Source organism: Vibrio aestuarianus (assembly GCF_028858425.1).
Taxonomy (GTDB): Bacteria; Pseudomonadota; Gammaproteobacteria; order Enterobacterales; family Vibrionaceae; genus Vibrio; species Vibrio aestuarianus.
This window is the reverse complement of the sequence record NZ_JAKNYQ010000001.1, coordinates 1,575,028-1,597,869: the sequence shown is the minus strand read 5'-3', so window position 1 is coordinate 1,597,869 and position 22,842 is coordinate 1,575,028. Positions and strand designations below refer to the sequence as shown.

The 22,842-nt window shown below is 42.8% G+C and carries 14 protein-coding genes and 3 pseudogenes; 3 read left to right on the top strand and 14 right to left on the bottom strand.

Going from position 1 to position 22,842, the window contains the following annotated elements:
- Positions 1 to 49: 49 nt before the first annotated feature.
- From MCT08_RS07545 to MCT08_RS07495, 12 genes and pseudogenes are all read right to left on the bottom strand, one after another.
- Positions 50 to 1,528, bottom strand: a complete 1,479-nt coding sequence (locus MCT08_RS07545) for a YfcC family protein (protein WP_053310592.1) — start codon at positions 1,526 to 1,528, stop codon at positions 50 to 52.
- A gap of 30 nt (positions 1,529 to 1,558) precedes the next feature.
- Positions 1,559 to 2,701: a beta-aspartyl-peptidase gene (gene iadA, locus MCT08_RS07540; RefSeq protein ID WP_274678162.1), complete on the bottom strand. Its 1,143-nt coding sequence runs from the start codon at positions 2,699 to 2,701 to the stop codon at positions 1,559 to 1,561.
- A 724-nt stretch (positions 2,702 to 3,425) separates the two neighbouring features.
- Positions 3,426 to 4,757: a hypothetical protein gene (locus MCT08_RS07535; RefSeq protein WP_274678161.1), complete on the bottom strand. Its 1,332-nt coding sequence runs from the start codon at positions 4,755 to 4,757 to the stop codon at positions 3,426 to 3,428.
- A 54-nt stretch (positions 4,758 to 4,811) separates the two neighbouring features.
- The gene (gene hhe, locus MCT08_RS07530; protein WP_274678160.1) at positions 4,812 to 10,520 is read right to left on the bottom strand and encodes a DUF4011 domain-containing anti-phage protein Hhe; all 5,709 of its coding nucleotides are present in this window, start codon (positions 10,518 to 10,520) and stop codon (positions 4,812 to 4,814) included.
- 286 nt (positions 10,521 to 10,806) lie between these two features.
- A pseudogene (locus MCT08_RS07525) lies at positions 10,807 to 11,363 on the bottom strand (ISAs1 family transposase); the annotation flags it as partial.
- A pseudogene (locus MCT08_RS18670) lies at positions 11,357 to 11,624 on the bottom strand (DEAD/DEAH box helicase family protein); the annotation flags it as partial. The pseudogenes MCT08_RS07525 and MCT08_RS18670, both read right to left, overlap by 7 nt.
- A 72-nt stretch (positions 11,625 to 11,696) precedes the next feature.
- Positions 11,697 to 12,540, bottom strand: a pseudogene (locus tag MCT08_RS07520) (type I restriction endonuclease); the annotation flags it as partial.
- Complete coding sequence (locus tag MCT08_RS07515) at positions 12,515 to 13,447, bottom strand: hypothetical protein (RefSeq protein ID WP_274678684.1); 933 nt, start codon at positions 13,445 to 13,447, stop codon at positions 12,515 to 12,517. The pseudogene MCT08_RS07520 and the gene MCT08_RS07515, both read right to left, overlap by 26 nt.
- Positions 13,448 to 13,725: 278 nt before the next feature.
- Complete coding sequence (locus MCT08_RS07510) at positions 13,726 to 13,905, bottom strand: hypothetical protein (protein WP_274678159.1); 180 nt, start codon at positions 13,903 to 13,905, stop codon at positions 13,726 to 13,728.
- Between the two features lie 23 nt (positions 13,906 to 13,928).
- Positions 13,929 to 14,252 carry a hypothetical protein gene (locus MCT08_RS07505; protein ID WP_274678158.1) on the bottom strand — a complete coding sequence of 108 codons (324 nt, stop codon included), beginning with the start codon at positions 14,250 to 14,252 and terminating at the stop codon, positions 13,929 to 13,931.
- On the bottom strand, positions 14,249 to 15,460 hold the full coding sequence (locus tag MCT08_RS07500; RefSeq protein ID WP_274678157.1) for an Arm DNA-binding domain-containing protein: 1,212 nt from the start codon (positions 15,458 to 15,460) through the stop codon (positions 14,249 to 14,251). Before MCT08_RS07500 ends, MCT08_RS07505 begins: the two co-directional genes overlap by 4 nt.
- The gene (locus MCT08_RS07495; protein WP_130200629.1) at positions 15,453 to 15,689 is read right to left on the bottom strand and encodes a hypothetical protein; all 237 of its coding nucleotides are present in this window, start codon (positions 15,687 to 15,689) and stop codon (positions 15,453 to 15,455) included. Before MCT08_RS07495 ends, MCT08_RS07500 begins: the two co-directional genes overlap by 8 nt.
- Before the next feature lie 126 nt (positions 15,690 to 15,815).
- Here MCT08_RS07495 and MCT08_RS07490 point away from each other — a divergent pair, with 126 nt between their 5' ends.
- A complete protein-coding gene (locus MCT08_RS07490) occupies positions 15,816 to 16,016 on the top strand; it encodes a helix-turn-helix domain-containing protein (protein WP_242506669.1) in 201 nt (66 codons plus the stop codon).
- A gap of 512 nt (positions 16,017 to 16,528) precedes the next feature.
- Positions 16,529 to 17,251, top strand: coding sequence for a hypothetical protein (locus MCT08_RS07485; protein ID WP_274678156.1), 723 nt, complete (start codon positions 16,529 to 16,531; stop codon positions 17,249 to 17,251).
- Positions 17,252 to 17,886: 635 nt separating this feature from the next.
- Here the strand turns inward: MCT08_RS07485 and MCT08_RS07480 are convergent.
- Both MCT08_RS07480 and MCT08_RS07475 read right to left on the bottom strand, forming a co-directional pair.
- On the bottom strand, positions 17,887 to 18,900 hold the full coding sequence (locus MCT08_RS07480) for an IS110 family RNA-guided transposase (RefSeq protein WP_274678155.1): 1,014 nt from the start codon (positions 18,898 to 18,900) through the stop codon (positions 17,887 to 17,889).
- Positions 18,901 to 19,037: 137 nt separating this feature from the next.
- On the bottom strand, positions 19,038 to 19,520 hold the full coding sequence (locus tag MCT08_RS07475) for a tetratricopeptide repeat protein (protein ID WP_274678154.1): 483 nt from the start codon (positions 19,518 to 19,520) through the stop codon (positions 19,038 to 19,040).
- A 238-nt stretch (positions 19,521 to 19,758) separates the two neighbouring features.
- On the opposite strand from MCT08_RS07475, the gene MCT08_RS07470 reads away from it, so the two are divergent.
- Positions 19,759 to 22,395 carry an Ig-like domain-containing protein gene (locus MCT08_RS07470; protein WP_274678153.1) on the top strand — a complete coding sequence of 879 codons (2,637 nt, stop codon included), beginning with the start codon at positions 19,759 to 19,761 and terminating at the stop codon, positions 22,393 to 22,395.
- The last annotated feature ends 447 nt before the right edge of the window (positions 22,396 to 22,842 follow it).

Below are 22,842 nucleotides of genomic sequence, written 5' to 3'. Positions count from 1 at the left end.
GGGGATAAAAAAGGCAGCCATCGCCGACTGAACAATGACTGCCAATGGGCTATGACATTGACCCGAAAATGAACAGAATGATGCTAGTAATGACGAAAACCGTACCAATAAATGGCATTACCCACTTAAAGAAACGTCCATAAGGGATTCTCGCTAGCGCTAAACCTGCGATCAGGTGACTCGATGTTGGTGAAAACATATTTATCCAACCTGTAGCAGATTGATAAGCAGTAATAACCAAGTCACGGCCCACATTAGAGAAATCAGCAAGTGGCCCCATTAAAGGCATTGAAACCGTGGCAAGACCCGAGGTTGAAGGAATGAAAAAGCTGAGAACAATATGAACATAGTAAGTGACTACAACAAACACACCGGATGGTAGGCCACTCACGAGCCCTTCAGCCCAATGCAGAATGGTATCAATAATCGCGCCATCACCCATGACGACATAGATACCACGCGCGACTGCAACGACTAACGCAACACCAATTAAATCTCTAGCGCCCTCAAGAAATGTCTTTATAAAGTCACTCTCAGGCATACGATTAATTAATGCGACTAAGATCGCTGCGGAGAAAAACAGGGTTGAAAGCTCATCGAACCACCACCAAAGCGTTGGCATAGCATTGATGCCCATATCTTCCCATGGCACAACACCGTACACCATCACCATGAACGTACCGAAAAAGACTGCCATGGTCATTTTTCTAGCCGGGGTAAATTCTAACGCTTTGACTTCATTGGTCAGGTCATCCTCAAACTCAACACCATTCAGTGCTGACTTTTCAGGATCTGCTTTAGAGCGGGCTGCATAGCGCATGACAAAGACAACAGAAACGACAAAGAATATCGCCAACATGATAAGTCTTAGAATGATCCCGTCACCAATTTGTAACCCCGTAAATCGAGAGGCAATACCGGTAGCAAATGGGTTCACGGTAGACGCTAAAACACCTATCCCTGAGCCCAACAATATAACGCCGGCAGTGACCATACGGTCATAACCTGCTGCTGCCATGACGGGTAAAATCAACGCCCAAAATGCAACGGTTTCTTCAGCCATACCATATGTCGACCCCCCAATCGCAAACAAAAACATCAATATGGGGATCAATAACTGCTCTCGTCCCTCAAATTTATTAACGACGGCAGAAACCCCAGCATCCATAGCACCTGTTTTCATTGTGATAGCCAAAAAACCACCGATGACCAGAACAAACAGTGCTACATCCGCCGCTTTATGGAAGCCTTTAATCGGTGCCATGAGAACATCAATAACACCTTGAGGTGATGACTCTAACTCGGTGTAAGTGCCAGGAATAGGAAGGAGTCGTTCTCCTCCACTATAACTTGATGCTTCTTGTGCCGTGATAAGTTGCTGCGTGTCCGCGGTTTTATAATCGTATTTCCCTGCAGGAACGACCCACGTTAAAGCCGCTATCATTGCGATAATAGCAAATAATATGGTGTACACCGTCGGCATCTTGAACGTCTTTTTAGGCACGCTATCCATTATTTTTGTTTCCATGTTAACCTCTTTACAAACAGAATTTGATCTTTAACAGGTATAGACTTGATGACCTAGAGCCCAAACAGCTTCTATGTCTAGAGTGTCTTTGGAGAGCATAACCATATCGGCATCAGCTCCAACCTGAATGTGTCCTTTTTGGACCAACCCCAGTGCTTGGGCTGGGTTTTTGGTGATACAAGCTAGTGCTTTTTCGAAAGAAACATCAAACTCAAAATGAGATTGTTTTACTGAATCGAAAAGACTAGAAATACGTCCAACATCAACACCGATGGTATTACCATTCTCATCAAATCTAGGAAGGCTCGCATTCGCGTCAGAACTCAAAGTGATAAGTGATGGAGCAACTCCTGCCTCTAGTGCAAGCTTTATCGCTTTTGCACTGATGACTTCACCATCCTGAATAAGTCCTTCATTGGTACTGGTTGTAAAATCGATATACCCCCCTTCTTGGCCGTAACGTATAGCGTCCTCAAAAAGGTGGGGATTGCGATTACAATGAGTGGGGATGAAGTGTTCATGTGAGATGTCGGATTGTTCTACAACATTTCGTATTAAAGAAAGTTGCTCAGGGCTATCCCCCATATGACAAAAAACCACACCTTTCTTCCCTGCTAGTGACGCAGCGGTTTTCGTTTTTCGGGCGATATCTAACAAGTCGTCAAAACTGATCACCGACGCTCTATGATCGGCCAATGCCACTTCACCAACACCGATGATGTCTGGGATATAAAGCAAATCGCTTTCCACTGATGTGGTCAAGGTTTTTAGTGGGATATGATATGAACCAGAATAGAAATAAGCCGAGAGGCCATACTCTTGCAATTCGCGGCATTTTCCCAACAAGTTGGAAACGGTCCGTGTCAGAGAATCGGTACCAAGAGCACCTACGAGCGTAGTCACACCACACTCCATAGCCTCATTAGCAAAAAGCTCTGGGGTTCTATTTTTAAATCCACCTTCACCACCGCCACCGCAGTAATGAACTAAACCATCCACAAAACCAGGAACAATACATTTTCCTTCCGCATCTAAAACTTCAACAAATGCTGGGGTTTGAGGACAAGAATCTTGGTCATAGATGGCCTCAATTTTATTTCCGGCGATCAATATATGCTTAATGCCTATATATTCAGGCGTGTATAGACTTGCATTCGTGATTAGACGAATCATAAGGATATAACTCCTATATCGTTACTAAAATCTGAATCACTCTAAAGTCATTAGAGTGATTTAAAAGGCGACGCACACACCGCCAGCATCAATTATTTCAACTGAATACAGGTGGCGAAAACATGCAAAATCACATGAACTAGAAAGCTCGATAGAGTTACATTGAGTACGTCGATTGGATTTTAAAAACGGAAAAGAGTGCTACTCGTTGCACCATTCACTTAAAGCATGGCGACTGAGTTTGTAGAAACCGATGAAAGTACACGCGGTAATAGAAGAAAATACGCAACGCAAAGCATATTTATAGTTAAATGTAATCTGGGTTATCAGACTCATACTATTACTCCGCGTGTTGTATGGGGTTGTTGAAAAAAACGTACTCCTTTTTTTTGTGAAATTCAATTCGCCCCCACCCACTACCAGGAACTATATTGCGAATTGTTATTCATGAAATTAGCAAGAAAGCCAGAATAAAACCGTTCAGACCCAATAATAATCCAAAAAAAATAGAGCTATATTTACACATAAACATTCATAATTTTTGCAATTGATCACATTTAGTTTAGTCACATTAGCTTTTTCATCTATCAAAAACACCCAAAAACGTAATGTGATTGGTGTAGTTGTACAGCAAATTTGGTCACATAGTTAGGTAAGCGCATCATAAACACCGCATTCTAATCGACCTCAGCACGCTATACGATCAAATCTCCCTACCTATCAATTACCATAATCTTGAGCTTTGTTGCTCCAACCATTTTTCTGGATACATATAAACGTATTCACCCCAGATTTTTCTAGCCGATTCAAACTCAATATGGCATTTCTTGTCATGTTGAACTCCATCAGCCTGTGCTGCCTTTAATACATCAACATCATTCAACTGGACGTTATGACGCTTTTCAAAATACCATGACGAAACAAAAGTTTGTTTTGACTGTGAGCAACGATACTTACCATTTTCTATTCGAATGTAATCACGTTCACCAGAATTATTTGCAGGGAATTCCTGTTGGCTAATCACATCAGCTTTGTTGTTTTTCACTGGTTCCGTATCAAAAATACAAAGGCGAATTTGTCCATCTTCAACAATAAGTTCTAATTTGAGTTGCCGGTGCAGATACCTCAAATTAGGGTGAGGTCTGTCATACTCATCTGTGATTGCTGTCATCTGAGATTGAGCTGTTTCTGATAAAAGTCCTTTGGGTATAGTACCTAACACAACACAGCCATCTGTGCCCTGACCACTATCACCAAAGTTTATGTCATTTGCGGCTGTTTCAATTTGCCCCCAAAACAGCACTACGGTGCATCCGGTTAAGTCTTCAACCAATTGCAACTTATAGCCGAAGTTCTCTTTTGAACGAGAGGTTTTCTCAGCATAATCGCGAGCAACAGATAGAAGGTTCTGTCCATCATGAGTCTTGGTGTGGCTTCGATTGACTTCAGTATAATCAATCAACAAATCGTCAAATCCGATCCGCTCCACTTTGATGTAAGCAGGAGCCGTATTCGTTGCCGTAAAGATTTCTTTAACTTTGAGTTTCTCACGATAAGTAACCTGAGATTCTATGTTGGATAAATCACAAACCAACCCATTTAAATGGTTGTACACACCATTCTCTCTAACACGCAGTATATCTCCCGGATTTAAGTGGCTGATGTTAGCACTGCACAGCTCGTAATATTCACTCACCATAGAAGGGCTGATCACTGCTGTAGCGTTAAGTCGGGAAGAACGAGGCGTAGTGACACATTCTGGAAATATTTCGCTATAAAAGCTTGCACCGCTTTCGGCATAAGCCTTATCTGCCAGCTTTTGAGTTCTCTGATAGTGATCGCCTGTCTCTGGAATCGAAGTGTTATCATCGCTACTCACCGACGCATTCGACTCTTGAACCTGAGCAGGTTCAGGCTCTACTATGAGGTTTGATGAGTCAGTTACCTTTGCAGGGCTAAGCTCGATTGTCGCAGAGTCGTCAGACGTAGAGACTTCCGCTTCATTGCTTTTATTTTTTTTATTTGAAAATAGTTTTAATAATTCGTGAAAATACATGTTTAATTCTCAGTCTCTAACTCGATTTCGCCGGAAAGCAATTTAGGATGCAATTTAACACTCAATGCTTTCGTAGTCAGTGATAACCTCTAAAACATCATCGAGATAGTCCGCCGCCTCTTTAGCGGAAGTATTCTGTCTAAGATAAGCAGGCACTCTCAACGTAAACTCCTCATGAGTCATTGGCCTGTCCATAATCAAGTGTTCAATCATATCTGGACGCAGCAACTTCTCATGAGGTTCAGTATTTGGATACTTTTTCTCAATGACCAATTTGTATCGAGTTAGAGCCTCCTCTAGCGTTCTAGCTGCTTTATGACTCAACTCCTCTGCTGGCTTCTCTTTAACTTCAGAAATCGATTCCGTGCTGGTTTGCTGCTTAATAGGTGTAGAAAGCCTTTTGAGCTCTTCAACAATGGGTTTCAACTCAGCTGCAGGATGTTTAAACCAATCCGTTGACCATATCCGGCGAATATTCCAACCCAGTCCTTCAAGAACACCCTGCCTTACTCGGTCTCTGTCACGAGTGGATTTACTACTGTGATACGTCGCCCCATCACATTCAATCCCCATTAGGTATCTACCTGGCATCCCAGGGTCTCGCACAGCGATATCAATGAAGAACCCTGAAACTCCGACTTGCGGGACGCATTCGAAGCCCTTTTTGGCCAAGGCGTCCATGACTGAAACTTCAAAGTCACTATCAGGTTCTTTCTGCTGAACGCCATCATGTCCAATCAACTGACCATGCTGAGCATACTTCAGGTAACCCTTCAGCGAAGTGACGCCCAAGTTGCTGTTTTCGTTCAAAACAATCTGATCAGCTGTCATTGAGCTGTAAATTTGGATGCGTTTCTTAGCACGAGTAAACAGAACATTCAGTCGTCGCCAACCACTTGCACTGTTTATTGGGCCAAAGCGTTGAGGAATATTTGCCGCACCTTTCTCCTGAGGCCCGTATGTGAACGATATGAAAATCACATCACGTTCATCACCCTGAACATTTTCCAAGTTTTTGATAAATAGAGGATCATCACTGCGTTGATTTAATTCATACACCTCGCGTAATAGCTTATCTTTGCCAATCAGACGCTCTAAATCCGCTTCAATGTAATCGCGTTGTTTGGAGTTCATTGCGACCACACCAAGGCTCTCTGATGATTTTGAAAGCAGGTGCTCCCTAATCGCAGCGACAACGGCATGAGACTCGCCGTGGTTAACACTATTCAAAAACTGCCCTTCATGGACGTGATTGAATTTGATACCAAATTCATCCGATTGCCCCCAAGGCGATGGGAACACAACCAAGCTGCTGTCGTAGAAACGATGGTTAGAGAAAGCTATCAGACTTTCATGCCGCGAACGGTAATGCCATTTAAGTTGTCTCTTCTGGAAATGATCACTCACTGCATCAAGAATGCTCTCTGCATCATCAATTACGCCAACGTCCTCTTGATCATCTTCCGAATCATTCGACACTGTTTTTTCAAAGAATGACGTAGGTGGTAGCTGCTTGGAGTCACCCACTACTACAATTTGTTTACCACGGGCAAAACAGCTGAGTGCATCCTGAGGCTTTACCTGTGAAGCCTCATCCATTACTACGATGTCGAAGGTAATACTGCCAGGCGGGATATACTTAGCAACGGCCATCGGGCTCATCATGAAGCAAGGCTTGTATCCCACAAGAGTTGAGCCTGCGCGAGACACCAGATTACGTATAGAAATATGACGCGTCTTTTTCTTAATCTCATGGTCTAGCAGAGCATCTTCCGTGTAGCTTGCAACCTTAGCCCCTCTTGTTCCACTCGGAATTTGTCTTTCGCTAGCTAAAGCGGCGACACGTTTTCTCTGCAGAATTTTTAGCTCTTCATCATATTTAGTAAACTGTTGCTGAATTGCGGCCTGCTCATGGCCAGACATTTGCGTTAATTCAGGACGCTCTTTGTATATTTCTCGAGCTAGCATCTGATAAGTGGCGAACTTAAGAGCATTTTGAGCCTGTTCAAGCGAGCAGCTACTCTGGCTCAAGTATTGATTTAGCCGAGAGTATCCACCTTTCTCCATACGAGCTTTAGCAAACAGATACTTGACCCAACCATCCAGCCACTCCCCACTTTTGATTGCTTTTTCATTGCGTTCAATGACTTTCTTTATGTCGAACCCACAGTATTCAAACCACTGTTCGCGATTTCCGCTCACCTGTTCAAAAAACACTGACTCATCATATTGAGCACGTCGCATGAGGGCTTCAAGCTCCGAGCCTACTTGTCTTAACTCAGCTATGGACTCAATGCTTGAGCATTGCTTCACGAGAGAAATAATGTCAGGAGAAGAACAGCGCCCGTATAGCTCTTTAACGAAATCCATCGTTGCGGTGATACGAGAAAGCTCAGGAGATGTATGACCCGAGACTGGTACCGATAAAAGCGCGTTGTTGCCAAAATACTTTTCATCCAGCCCCTGATTTAGGAATGACTTAACCCGAGCATCGAGTTGTTTGGCCGAGGTAATTCCCTCCCAAAGTAACTCTTGGGACATATTGGCATCGACAAGAAATCGCTGACATGAAAACAGTTTTTTCTCAATTTCAATTTTTGCATTTTCAAGCGGCTTGTTGTCAGACGTAAAATCGATGTCTTCCGTAGCAAACGCAGCCAATTTAGGGTAAACCAATGCAAGCCTTCTCAAAGCTTGGCTAAACGAGTCGATTTGCTGTCGAAGACCATCGCTGTTTAGTGTGTTTATTCCCCGGATAAATTCTGAAGGAAGCGAGAACAAAGCCTGAGCAAGCGGCACGCGACGCCCAAATCCAATACCATATTCTGCTCGAACTTTCTGATACCACTCGACCATGGTGCGAGTTTTCGCTATGTCGGTATCTACGCCTTGGAAATGATCTTGAAGCAGTGAACGGAATTTAGTGTCGCTTAGAAACGTATTACTTTCCTCAGACCAAGTAGCCGCCCTTTCTAGGAGGGCTGCAATATCTTGGTTCGAGTGATTTCCAGGCTTTTTAAACCCTGAAACCGCTTTTTTCGCTTCTCGCCACGTCGGCGAAAGCCACGAAAACAGCCCCTTATTTCTATAGGCTTCTGCATAACGTTTTAACAGATCAATAGAGGGTAAAGCTTCAATATCTAAGCTCTCACTCAGTGTACGTCTCTCATCACTTAGAACCTGTACTCGTTGCTCCATGCTTTCCAATTCATAGGCTAGCTCTTCGCTATCCCAAAGTTCGTTTCTCAAAGAGAGATTGGCTGGTGGCAGTTCACACGCAAGACGAACAAACGTATCCAACTCATTCAAGCCTTGTCGGCTACATCCCAAAAGTTGCTGCGCAGCCTGGGGTAAATGAGGAGTCATTTCGCTTCGGACTAAGTCTATTTTCGCACACGTGTCGATAGCAACCTGCAAGGATTTTAAGGTTCTCGCCAGCTCACTAAGACCAAGCGTTCTATCCACGCCCAGTTCAGCCAGTCCACGCATTGCCCGTTCGATATCTTCAACGCTATCTAGGTTTTCAATAACATCTTTTACGAAGTGTTTTCTTAGGTGACCATAGCCTTCCGCAATAGATTGATAGAGAGCCAAATAGCCATCGAGCTCTTCAAGCGACTCTGGCGTAATTTGTTCTATTGCTATGAAAAGCTCATCTCCCTTAGGAGCTGGAATGTCAGCCCAAGAGCTGACAAATGCCTCAGCTTTTATCAAGTGATAATCAGGGTGGACATCGTAAGAGATACATTGGTCCACTAACTCTTCCAGCCAATTTGTGAGGCTTAAATCCCATTGCAGAAGCTGTCGAACCACTTCTTCTGGCTCTACTCCAGATAGTGCTTTGTTCGTAGCGCCATACCAAGGGTGAGAGCACCAATTGTCGCTATCATCAAGCTGCTGACTAACACGCTGTAGGTAGTCATAAAATTGCGTTAACTGCTCAATTTTTTCATCTAGGATGACACGGTTGAAGGTGTTGCCGGTAAGCTCTTCAGGGGCAACGTCTTGAAACTTAAGGTTGGAGCATTCACTACTGTAGCGAGTCGCCGCCATAAGTATCTCATGAATGGTCAACCCGGTGAGCTTCCACTCCGCATTAATCATTTGGACATAGTTCAGCAGCTTCTCGCGAGCGCGTTCATAGCGCTCTACTTGGCGTTCATATTCAGCTATCGAATATTTGAAGTTAGGAGAGTTCGCAATACGCTGGTTAAAGTCATCTAGCACAAGGCGTTTTTTCGCCCCGTCGCTGTGTAGATCAAGACAAAAATCGCCAAGACCCGCTTTATCCATACGGCGCTTAACCACTTCCAGCGCAGCCTGTTTCTCTGCCACGAAAAGGACACTTTTCCCCTGAGCCATGGCTGCGGCCAAAATGTTGGTAATTGTTTGGGATTTACCGGTACCGGGCGGCCCCTCAATCACGAGATTCTTGCCTTTCATCACATCGATAAGCGCGCTCATTTGAGAGCTATCCGCATCTTCAATCATGGGGAAGCTTTGGTGAATGTTCTCTACTTCGTCGAGAACGTAACTTTCTGCTTCACCGCGGAATTCAGATTGTCTAGCTTCATCCTGAAAGAAGCGACGAAAGACCTCATGCTGAAGAATATTACCTTTACCTTCCGGCCACTTTCTTGGGTCAAGGTCTTTGTACATCAGAAGTTTTCCCAAGCTAAGAGTAGCTAGGGTACCAAAACGACGAACCTGCCAAAGTCGAACCGTTTTATCGTTACTCTTTCTGGCAAGTAGCGTGCTAACTTCTTGAAAGTACATTTCAGGTGTAAGAAGCTTATCGTCACTATCTGGTTCGGTAATTTCAGGGAGCGTAAGACCAAACTCTTGCTGAAGTTTTTCACGAAGTACCAAGTTTGGAATAATATCCTCTCCGGTGTATTGTACGCGATATACAGCTAGGCCATTTTGAAAATGCTTTGTAATACTGACTGGCACCATGTAAAGCGGGGCCAAACGCTTCCTACCGCCTTCATCTTGCTCAACCCACTCCAGAAAACCCAAACATAAAAAAAGAATGTTGTTTCCCGTTTCATCGATAGCGGTTCTGGCATCTGTCGACAGCTTTTTCAGGCAGCCATTTAGTTCTGCCTCAAAAAGCAGCGATTGGAGAGCCAGATCTGAGTGCCTGTTATCGTCAACATGTTCCGAATCTCGCGGCAGCTCAAAGCTATTGTGAATACCCAGAATACCCGCCCACTGCTTAGCATCAGGCTGCTTTTTAAGTTCAATGAACTTTTCAAGCTCATCGTCCCATCGAAGAAAACCATGTTCGACAAGTTGTTTTGATGTCGGCTCTGGAACTGGCGTAACATGCATAGCCCTTTCAGACATCAACAATTTCATCAACTGGTCAGGTAGTTCATCGACAAGACGAACAAATGACCGCCCGTTCTGGTCCAAATTCAGCAACCGAGAACGACCACCAGACGTATCTAATAGCCTCTGCCGCATCCCTTCAAAAGCAGAAACAAGAAAGTTGTCGGGATAGACTATGGGCGCGTCGCTATTTCTCATCAGTTCACTCTTTGTAGGTTGATTTTCTGGGGTCTTAGACGCTTGATGAACATTGCTTTTAGCTGCAGTCCGAATGGCTTTAATACGATCTCGCAGATCCGTATTGCGCTTTCTAACTCGACGGGAAGCTAAAACGGCATCAATTTTTTTGAGTATCACGTCATTGTGTTTATGTTTTTCGACTAACTCTTCCAGTTGATCTATTAAGTACTTGTTATATTCGTTGGACATGATTCATCACTGATGTAACTGTTTAACCGACAAAATTAATTTCTCAAGCAAGGCACTAGTGCAATAACCACGATACTAGTTGCACTAATTAATCAAAAGTTCTGTTTTGCCATTATCTTCGATGATAACCGTAAACGCATTGCGATCATCATATTCATTCTTTCTTCAAAGCTAAAATCCTAAGCGATAACTTCACTTTTAGCACTTCCTCAGTAGTTGATACTGTTCGTGAGCTCTTTACTGATGTAGATTTTACCGGTTGAGTATGTGATTCCGTAGATAACCTCGCTAAGGCGCCAGTGTCTCTACGGATACGCGATTCATCTTCTCTAAACGTTACATCTACATCCAATGCATGCTTTCTACCTGCCAGTGACTTCTTATTGCATACAATGCTTGCTGCGCGTTGAGGGATAATGAGCTGATATACCATCGAGTTTCCTCCGATTTTTTACCACTCAATTTTTCTTCAACCGTTGCGGTCACTTTGATTACACTCTGTAAACCATCCCAACGATAATCTTTACCTAACCAGCTTCTATCAACGATTAACTGCTCGCACTGACGAGTTTCAGTGCGTCCGTGACCAACACTTACTTCACTGTACTCGTCATACGTCTCAGAAGTGGTGCCTTCTCGTATTGATTTATGCCACCAAGCATCAAGCTCTGCTTTCATTCCTGAGTGATTGCCTTTTAAGGCTAAGACGTAATCTACTTTACCTTTAACAATCTGCTTAGCAATGTCTTTTTAACATCCCATTGCATCAAGTGTAATGATACAGCTATCAATATCAAGCAATGTGAGTAACCTTGGGATAACGGATACCTCGTTGCTCTTCTCAACAGCAGTTCACGCAGCTTATCACGACCGTCCGTCCGCTTGCGATGGCACTTGCTTAAGCGTTTCATGCGCCATACGAAAGGTATTAAAAAGCTGACCATCAAGATCATTACGGTCTGTCACTACCACAATCGTTGGGTTGTTCATCGCAGGCTGTTGCAATAGTTTGCTTGCATAGCAAACCATCGAGATACTTTTGCCACTCCCTTGAGTATGCCAATCCACACCCGCTTTACCACTGCCGGGCTTGATTATATCTAAGCCTTTTCTCGCTTGAACTTGGTACTACCCCATGCTTTCAGCAACTAAAGGCAATTCGCCATCGGCTTGTTTCGCACGTACAGTGGCTTCGACTGCCGCTCGCACCGCATGGAACTGGTGGTAACCTGCAATCTTTTTGATAACCGTGTCATTATCTGTTTCGAACAAGACAAAGTAACGAATGTAATCAAGCAGCAAATCTGGCTTAAAGAAGCCCTTAACCATAGTTTCAAGTTGATAATCCCAGAGCGGTTTATCGTCTTCACCAGAAACGGTTTTCCACGGTAAAAAGCGTTCTTTGTTTGCAGTGAGAGGCCAACACGCGCCGTCCAACCATCACTCACCACCAATGATTCGTTGAAAACAAACAGATCTGGGATCTCATCTTTGTAGGTTTGCAGTTGGTTGTAGGCATGCCAAATATCAGCATGTTCATCGGCAGGGTTTTTCAGCTCGATAACCGCAATCGGCAACCATTGATGAACACCACCACATCTGGGCGACGGTTGCCTTTTTTACCTGTAATGGTGAACTGATTCACCACCAGAAACTCATTGTTATATGGATTGGTAAAGTCCATTAATCGTGCATGGGTGTGCTTGGTTTTCGTTTCCCCGTCTTCATACACGGTGTACTCAACAGGAACACCTTCAATCAGGTACTTGTGGAAAGCGCGGTTGCTTTTAATCAGTACTGGCGTGTCTGGCGTACTTACCGTATTCACCACTACATCCAAGTTCTCTTGCGGCAGTTCAGGGTTCAATACCTCTAAACGCTCAAGCAAGCGCTGTTTTAAAACGACTTGGTGGTAATCATCACGCTCAGGAGAATCACCATCAGGGGCGATATCGTAGCCATTTTTGTATAGGTAGCCTTGGTCAGTAAACCAATCAAGGCAGAGCTGTTCTAGCTGGTCTTATGTGATCACAAAGACTCCTCATATAATTTTTGCATCTCTTCGCAAAAAGCAAAAAAGTACGACTATTAATCAACACATTCTGAAGTTCTGACATTTGATCAAAGAACACTTCACCTTGTTGTTCTAGTGTCGTTGCGTTCCCAATAAAATCAGAAAGATTCCGATAAATAATTAATGGATGCCACGAATTTTCATTTTTGCTATCCACAATACGATTACTTAACTTCCACCCATTGGGTAACGTTAATTCGCGAACTAACTCGTTATATAAAGAGCTGTCAGTTAGTTTTGAGTGAAGAGGTTCATCGATGTCTATGATGAGTGCCGCTATCGGTTCATTTTCCATTAAGTCATAAGTGGCATGGTCTTCACTATCAATTAGAAAGCCACAGAATATTCTCGGATTCCATCCACCTTCAGAATACTCTTTAGAGACATTATTGAACTCCAACCCAATGCGCCCCCAAGAATCATAGTGACCACAACGTTCATTGATTCCAACGTGGCGTTGATATGCTGGTTTGTTGTATGAAATGCCTCCGTCTAACTGCTGTATGGGCCACTGTTTACTCAGTGTTATTTTGGCAATATCATGATGCGTCTTTCCAGATCCACGATAACCAGCCAATACCAAATTGGTATCCATACCTTGGTTAACCCATTCAATCCAACGTTGTAAGGTACTGACCGCGTCTGCCTGAGTTGGAGTGTGGCTCCTATAGTTCTCCAAACGGCATTGTTTAAAACGGGCACCTACCCCTCTTACCTCACCGATAACTGAACGCGATGAGGCTGTATTATCAACACTCGGCTGACTATGACGACGAATGTGCTCCATCTCTTCAACCGTCTTTGGCGTGATATGAGCAGGAATATATTTGAGAATCGACGTGAAGCGACTCATCGTTTTAAGCTCCCAGGTAAACCAAATTCAATCTTCGGCGAAGCAGTCTCTGTTGTGGTCTTTGGTAATCTCTGTGTATTCTCTGTAATAGGTCGGCGGATTTCGCCACTACAGTCTGGCGGATGGGTAAACTCTGGATTGGCGCAATCCGCCATACTAGTTTGCCCCAAACAGCCAATCAAATTTGGCTCATCAATCCGGTTGTAAATCCGGCACGGCACACCCCTTGTTTTTTCTCCACCAAAATACCCAGTTTTCTTAACTTTGAACGAGCCGTATCAATCTCTCGGCGGGTCATCCCCGCACTCTTCAATCGATTTATAAAACCATCGTTCAGCGTCTTTAGTCCGTTTTGACCAGTACAACGCCTGACTGAGCAGTAAAGCACCGGTAATACCGATGCCCAACTGAACAAACGCACGATGACAAGCAATGGGACGGTCTAAGTAGTCCAACATGCGCTCACCTATTCAAAAGCACCCTAAGTATCACGTCGAGCTTTCCACTCTTTGACAAAATCATCGAGCCGATGTTGTATCAAGCCCATAATTAAATCCGGTGATACACGCCCCGCAGTGAAGTGATAATGCAGCAGTACATTCATCACCCCTGACGCCAACGCTTCAATCATTCCCTCTTCATCCGGTATGACACTGGATACCGGCTCTATTCGCATACGAATTTGCATTTTCACTTCAGACTTAAACGCCAGAATATCGGGCGTGGTATAACGAAAGAAGTGCCCCTGATTTAATACGTCTAGGCATAAGCTGGCACAATGAACGGTCATGGTGTTGTATTTCATTGTTTTTTCTCCTTCATCTGGGTCAGTAAGCGTTCAAATGCTGAGCCATCCTGACGAGTCAGGTTGGGAACATAACGGCTGTAGATTTCGAACAACATTTTGGTATTGGAATGCCCCATCTGACGGGCAATCCATTCCGGTGCCTCACCAGCCGCTAACCAGAGTGTCGCGGCAGTATGGCGAGTTTCGTACGGGCGACGATAAGGTAAGCCCATTTTCCTTAAGGTTGGCTTCCAAACCCGGTCACGAATGTTACCTTTATCCAAAGGATTACCTTCGGCGTTACAAAAGACATACTCTCCTTCCCCAGTCACTTCTTTCTGAGCATTGAGCGCTTCCACCACCATACTCGACATATGAATATCACGAGCAGAACCCAAGGTTTTCGTGGTATCCATCTTCCCCTGAACATAGGTTTCACGGACACTAATTACCCCTAAACGAAAATCCACATATCGCCATTTCAGACCATCGATTTCTGAGGTGCGCATGCCGGTAAAAAAACGTACCAGAAAGTAATTGCGATACTCGTTTTTCACCACATTTAAGAAATCCATCACTTCTTCCAAAGTAAACGGATTCACATCGCGCTTTTCTACCCGCAATGGTTTGATGTTTTCAAACTGGCACCGAAACCCATAGCGGTCAGCCGCTTCACGTAATATCATGCGAAGAGGTGTCATGACATGATTGACAAAATCGGTTGAGAGCTTCGTTCCATCCGGTTTGGTCTGCATTAACTTTGCTCGGTATTTGAGGATATCTGGCCGCTGAATTTGATCGACATTCACATCGCCAAACTCAGGTACGAGATAACCAAACAAATACACTTTCATGCTGTTCACATAACTGGTTTTCCAGCGAACCTCATTTTCACCGAACCATTCGTGTGCAAAATCTTCAAAGGGAATGCTGGTAATTCCCTGCAGCTCCTGCGAAGCCGTTTTATAAGCGCCGAGCAACTCTTCTTTCTTCCGCCGAGCCAAGATGTCTTGCTTGACGAACTTAGATGCAAGATTCGACTCAGGAAAATATTCGCTGTAAACGAAACACCCTAACCTGATATCCGCATCAATCTGATTTAGCAGTTTGGTGAGTTTCCTCTGATTAGCGGCTGTATTATTGAGTAACGTTTGTTCTCTACACCGCACGTTACAATAACGAAAATCGATATATAGCTTGTCTCCCCTTACATTAACGCTACCCATAACATACTCTCCCTGCTGCCATCGGAATATAAACCGCATTTCTTGTCGCACTCTGGTATAATTCCACCTCAACCTCTTCCCATATGTATAGAATTTTTCTACCATGGAAGGGTCGAATGTAGTGTTTACCTTCGATGAATACTGAGTCTCGCAGTTTTGAATTAATGTAGTTGGCGCTAAATTTGATCCGAACTGCGAGCTCTTTCACCGTTAATAGTGTCTGGTCCATAGAGACCTCCTTTTGACTTGTTTTCGTCCTATCAAGACAAATATACGAGTCATTTTTCGTCTTATCAAGACATTTATTCGAATATTTGGTAATAAAAATTTGATTAGATATAAGATTAGAGAATTAGTGGCAGAGAAGTCTAAGCGCGAAGGGAGACGGATAACTTTATCTTATTTGGCTGAGCAAGTAGGTATTCAAAGTTCAGCTATGTCAAAAATTGCTAATAACACAGGATACCATACCAGCGTTACCACCATTGAAGCCTTGTGTAAGTTCTTTGACTGTAAGATTGAAGATGTGATCGAGTATTTACCCGATAGTGATTGAGTTTTGATTTGTCAGAAGTCAGTGTTTGTATTGTCGAAATAGTTCTCCCTGTCTTCTTCTAGAAGAAAATTTCAGCTTATAAGCCCAGCCTATCGGATGGCCAAATCTGCTCAACGGCACGCAAACACGATTCTGGACAAAACCTTTTTAGCGTTTCCACTTAATTTAGAAAAACGTGAATAACATCATGTATGGTAAACGCTCTTAATTCAATTTCTAGTAAGGCTAGTACAGATCACGTATATTTAGTATTAGTTAAAGTTTCCAATGATATAGAGTAATCTTGCAAAAGTGACAATATGGAAGTTAAACAAGTTGCCGAGACACAATTCAGTATGTTTTGACAGCTTAGTGCGGACGTTAAGTCAATGATCGTCACGAGTTAAACCCTAAACATGTTAAGCAATTGCACTCTACTATTGGGCATAATAATTTTTTAACAATATATACACCCAAACTATGTATTCAATTTGTTAGCAGTAATAGCTGAAACTCAAGCGTGGTAAAATTGTATGTCATTTTTTAAAAATATTATTTACTTAGCATCTAAAGCTGCCTCTAAGACCCCTGAGGTTATAAAAACTATTGCTACCGAAACTAACCATTATCTTGAAGAATTAGTAGAAGAGGATAGAAAAACAAACCAATCCAAATCGAAAAGTTCTCATCATACTAGTAACTTACGAGCTGCCCTAGAGCGTTCTGCAAGAGAACAAGAACAAAATCCCACTAAACTCCCCCTAGTAGGCTCTCTCAAAAATGCTCACACAAACCAAGCCAGTTTGAAAAATACTCATCACACTAGTAACTTTGATACTGTCATAGAGAGGTTTGAAAATGAATACAAACAAAAAGCAACTCAACGCCCCCTAGTCTCTAGCCCGGAAGAAATGTCGCAGAAAGCTAAGTTAAAAAAAGAGAAAGATAACTTTTCAAACAAGTACAATTTTCTTTCTGAATATGAAAAAAGCGAATTAATTGAATTGGTTAGCTTTGCTAAAGACAATCACGTTAATACATCTTGGGAGCTTACGAACTTAATAACCAAATATAAATTAGGAAAAAGATTTCCAAACCTAACAGGAGATCTAAAGATGAAAAATGAACACACTGATTGGACATATCGAAACGCTTTATCACCAAGAATATATAAGATTATATGTGATGAGTTAAATCTTAATAATAAAGGAACTAGTTCTAAGGTCGTTTCATTTAGAAAAAATAAAGATTGTTGAAACTAACACGTACCCGTCACCGCGCCCCCACCCATAGGGCATTTTATAGTGAGAAGTCCCAAGGAATAATTGAGTCGATTCATATTATTACTAGAACTTGGGTACAGCTAGATTCTTACTTGTAAATTGCCAACTGTTCGAAACACACTTCGGGGCAGAAGTGTTTCATAGTGATTTTTGCAACAGGTTGTTGCAAAATTGGGATTGGAGTTTGTCCAACAGCCTGTTGGACATTCCATGAAGCAGGCAATTTCCTAATTGTGCAGCAGCTTGTTGCACAAATAAATCTCATGTTGGTGTTATGCGCTCTAGACACGTCTTGGGGCAAATATGTTTCAGCCAGCTCACAATCTGCTCAACGGCACAAATCTGCTCAACGGCACGCAAACACGATTCTGGACAAATGTATGGTACGCCCCGTTTTGCAAGTGATAAATCAAAAATAACGGAGTTGGTTTGCGCTAATGTATTCAGAGTCTGTTTGAGACTTGCATTAGTCCCAGCTCTACGATGAGATCCGCGCCAGATTGTCCTCAAAAGCGTGAAAGCATTCTATGTTGCTGTTCTGTCCATCAGGTCTTCAATCTGGTGGTCTAACCGTTTTGTCATCTTTATATATCATCTGCAAATCTGATTTAAACTCTTATTTCAAAAGCTTTATGAGTCACCATTACTGACCATGCTATCCGAGCCAATTTGTTTGCTAAAGCAACAAGGGCAACATTGAATGGTTTCCGTCGTTTCAGGTCAATAAGCCAAGAGCCAAAGTAACGTTCAGCCGTCCCATCTCTCCAGATAACAGCCCTAGCAGCATGGACGAATAGTTCTCTAAGCTCTTTGTTTCCTCGTTTCGATATTCCGAGCATTCTTGATTTGCCACCAGTAGAATATTGATATGGCGTTAAACCAATCCAAGCAGAAAAATTACGACCATTAGCAAAATCGGTAGGGTTCCCTACAGTTGACAAGCAACAAGAAGCTGTCATTGGCCCAATTCCTGGGACACTTTGTAAAAGAGTTAACAATTCATCGTCTTTCAGCAAGTTTTCTAATTTCTTTTCCTGCTCTTTAACCCATGTATTCAATTGATTGTAATGATCTAATTGTTCTCTAAGCTCCAAAATTAACATTGGTGGAACGGGTTCTTTATCGGCCAAATACTGAAATAGGTTCTTCATGTTGTGATGCCCTCTAGGAAAACTTATCCCAAACTCTAGAAGAATTGAACCAATCCTATTCATGCACGCTGTTCTTTCCTTGAGATAACCTGCTCTGATTTTTCGGACGACTGTACATACTTGAGCTAATTCACTTTTTGGAGAGACAAAACGCATATTTGGACGCATTGACGCTTCTGCAATTGCATCAGCGTCGATGAAGTCATTTTTGTTTGTTTTTACGTAAGGTTTAACATACTGAGCAGGAATCAATTTGACTTGATGTCCATAAGACTCACACCGCCTCGCCAGCCAATGAGCGCCACCACAAGCTTCCATCGCAACAATAACAGGTTCATGAACTGATAATAATTGAAGCAGCTTTTGTCTGTTAAGCTTCTTTCTGAAGACTTCTCTACCTGAGTAATCATGGCCGATAAGATGAAATGTGTTCTTTCCTAAATCGATACCGATAACGCGAATAGTAGTCATGATGGTCACCTTTATTTAACTGAACCTAACAATGTTAAGTTTAGCGTGTGGGTGGGGCGTACCATCTTATTAGCTTGTTAGATGTGATGTTCAAAAACAATCTATAAATACGGGATGATTGTTTCGTACCTATCCCTTTACCAGGTTTTATCTAAATCTTGAGCATATAAAGCAATCGCTCTCTGATAGGCTTTGATTGCCTCGCTGTTCGTAGTTGATACCAGAAGCTCGAGCAGCAATGAAGTTGCTTCTTTATGACGTCCTAAATTGTAAAGACACATAGCGTAGAAAGGCTGAACTTCAATATAACTCGGGTACTCAGTTAAAGTTTGCTCGAAATAATTTAGCGCTTTCGGATACATGCCTAGACTTCGATAGGTACTCGCCAGTCCGAACAGAGCATCAAACCTTTCTACCGACGATAATGAACCAGAAAGAGAAGATAGATAATGCTCGACCGCTTTTTGCTCTTTCCCCTCATTGTCGTATGACCAAGCAATTTGCAAGTGAGCCTTTGCAGCAAATGTTTCATCGTTTAATAGTGTTTTAAGTAAGGCTCTTGATTCATGGTACTTAGACTCTTTGCGTAATTCGATTGCTTGTTTGATGATAGATTCCATAATTATCCTCAATGATTCTTTATGTTCCTTTAAGCCGATGTCGACCCTCACTATGTTTAAATACTGTCAAGGCGTCGACAACAATTTAACATTTTTGGGCCATTTGATTGAATACCAACCGAATACAATCACGTTAGCTAACTCAAGGACACAAAAAAACGTCAACAAATCATTTACTTTCATAACAAATCAAGTACTGTAAATAATATGAAACACATGGATAAAGGATGAGTTCCGTATGAATAAATTACTCGCTTTAATGACAACCTTACTCGTTTCAAATTCCGCTTATTCAGCTACTTATCAAGTAAATAGTAATGCCGCTACAGGCAATGGGACTTTGCGATGGGCGATTGAACAAGCAAATCAAAACCCTGGACCAGACATTGTTGAAATTCCAGCGACCTTTGGCAATAACGCACCTATCTACCCTGGCCTAGCAGGCGGTGGTGTCTCTTTTAACCCGATTGTTATTGAAGATGATGTAATAATTCGTGGACTGGGCAATGATAGAGTAGTCATAGATGACAAGCAAAGGTGGATAACATCTGGCGGCCTTCTCAATACGGGTTACCCGTTTGATTCTGGTGTGACCGTACTCAAGCCCTCTTCATTACTTTTTAGAGTAAACCCGAAGAATGTTGCAGGAAGAGTGATTGATGTCACTATCGAAAATATTGCAGTGACTCATACAGGCAGTGTGCTCAATGCTGATAATGCGAACGTAACTTTGAACAACGTCGCATTGTTTAACAACGTAGTCCAAGACAGATCCTATAACATGATTTTACATGGCTCAACAGATCTGTCTGGTCCAAGCGTTGGTAGCCTTACCATCAACGACAGTCTTATTTTTGAAAACCGAGTTAATAACGGTAAAGAGGTTATTCTAACTTTCAATACCGATCTCACTATCTCTAACACAGCCATAGCAGATAACTCTACTGGGCCCAAAGGGATAAGCTCATCTCGAGTCCTTTCTCATGTATCAGCTCAACGAAGCACAGCGACCATAAAGGATTCGTATTTTTCAGGATTTTCGGCTGCTGGTCTTTCTTTTAAAAGAGCAAATGTTGAAATAACAAACTCACTTTTCGATGGCAGAAGCTCAGTTCCCACTCGTAGTTTACGCGTCGATGATGGCGATCTAACACTGACTAATAGTACTTTGTACTTTACACCACAAACTTCAGGCGGCTTCCCCCCTCTTTTCAATGCGACCCATATTGACCTTTTGGGCTCGGCACAACTTATCGCAAACAATAACTTAATTTTTTCGACGGACCCTGAAAACAATACACTGCCATTGGTCTCTCCATCAGATTGGGACGACACGGCAATGTACCCAAGGGCTGTAAATAAAAATAACTACCTTTCTACTAATGGCGTAGCTGATACAGCTTTGAACCTAAATCCACTTGCTTGCTTTAATCGTAATCGCTGCTTTGTTCCAAATGAGCTATCGGCGCCACTTGTTGATATGGGTGACAATGCAGCCGCGAACTATGTGGATGGCACTCCAATCACTAGCGATTACCTTAAGGAAGTTCGTCCACAAGGTGGGGCCATTGATATTGGTGCGTATGAAAAGCACGAATCGCTTTATCCTCATAATGACACCTATACCACCGAAGAGGGTGTCGCTATTCTCAAATATAGCGCTGATGGCGTTCTAGCCAATGACACCACGCCCGGAGGTTTAGATGCCACTTTAACTAAAGATGTTCTGCACGGCACTCTAATGCTCGAGGCAGATGGCGCATTCCTATATACACCCAACGACGGTTACTATGGTCACGATTCTTTCGAATATGATCTAGGTGGGAAAACGGCAGCAGTAAACATCGATATACAATCAACGAATTGGATCTCTATTCCAGTCAACACTCGACCAACGACTCAGCAAGATACCTATAGCCTTCATACAACGGAAGTGCTGACTATTGATGGTCCAGGGGTTCTTGCCAATGACAGAGACGATCAAAATAGTTCAGAGCCATTTTATCAGGGATTAACATCAAGACTTTACAGTGATGTTTCTAATGGACAGCTTCAACTTAATTCTGATGGAAGTTTCACTTATACACCAGATGCTGACTTTGTAGGTATTGACGAGTTTTTTTATGACGCAGTCGATCAAAACCTCGCACACAGTTTTCCTCAAAGAGTGACTTTGCAAGTCAAGGCGGGTGAACCTCTGATAACTGAGGAAGCTAGCTCAGGAAAAGCTGTCGTAGGTGGTTCAGTAGGTTACTCTGGCTTGATGGTTTTGTTATTGCTCATCTATAGACGTCTAACTTCAGTTAGGAGAGGTCTATTAGCAGTAGCATTATCGTCAGTTGCGTTATCCGCCAATGCATCGACTAATGACAATAGTAATGAGGATAAGGTTTTTTTCGTTAACGCTGATTTAGGGATGTCTTACTTATCTCCCGATTTAGGCGATACACAATGGAAACAAGATGATAAGTACCAGCCTGCTTTTGGTATTGGCTTCGGCTACCAATTCGATTCGAATTTGTCTACCTATGTAAGCTATAACTGGTTAAATGAGGCAACACTAGAATCAGACGCTATCGGCTACCCCAATACTGATGTTCAGTATCACTTGTTTAGAGTGAATGCAAAATACCGTATTAACCAGCTTTGGGGAGAAAACTTTGCCCCTTTCGTAGTGCTTGGGATTAGCTATATAGAGCCGAGTATTGATGGTGCATCAGAGCTTGTCGATGTAGATGAAAATACTCATTTCAATTACGGGATAGGTATTAACCTTAACCGAAATGACTACGGGAAAATCGACTTGCTGTGGGAAAATGTTTCTGACGATTTACAAATTGTCAGCGCACAATTTGTATTTGACTTACCGCTTTAGCCATCTGCTTGAGGCTTATCGAGGGTCCCTTTACCTATAGATAATGCCTTCGTAGCAACTGAAGCCCCAAAGTTTTTGTAACACACTTTGGGGCGTGCGACGTGAGGTCGTATGAAGCGCTGTTCACCGCTTAATGTGTGAACCATCTGTATCACCAGATGAACCTAGGACTCTGAATAAAGTAGCGAGTCTGACAATGTAACGAAGGCTGGTCATGCACCAGTCGGGATCTAAATCGCGAGAGAACGATCCTCCTGATAACCACAATCGGGTGAGTGCTAGGTAGTCAGCATGATGAACATAAGTGAATCCGCATAAGGTGCGTTATATGATGAATCAGCGGAAGTGGTTAATACGCTGTGGCCAAAAGGCATGAGAGTCGGAAAGAGATTGCCCCATGCTCTTTCGTGATCGTCGAACTCTCCGCACTATAGCGGGCATCTACAC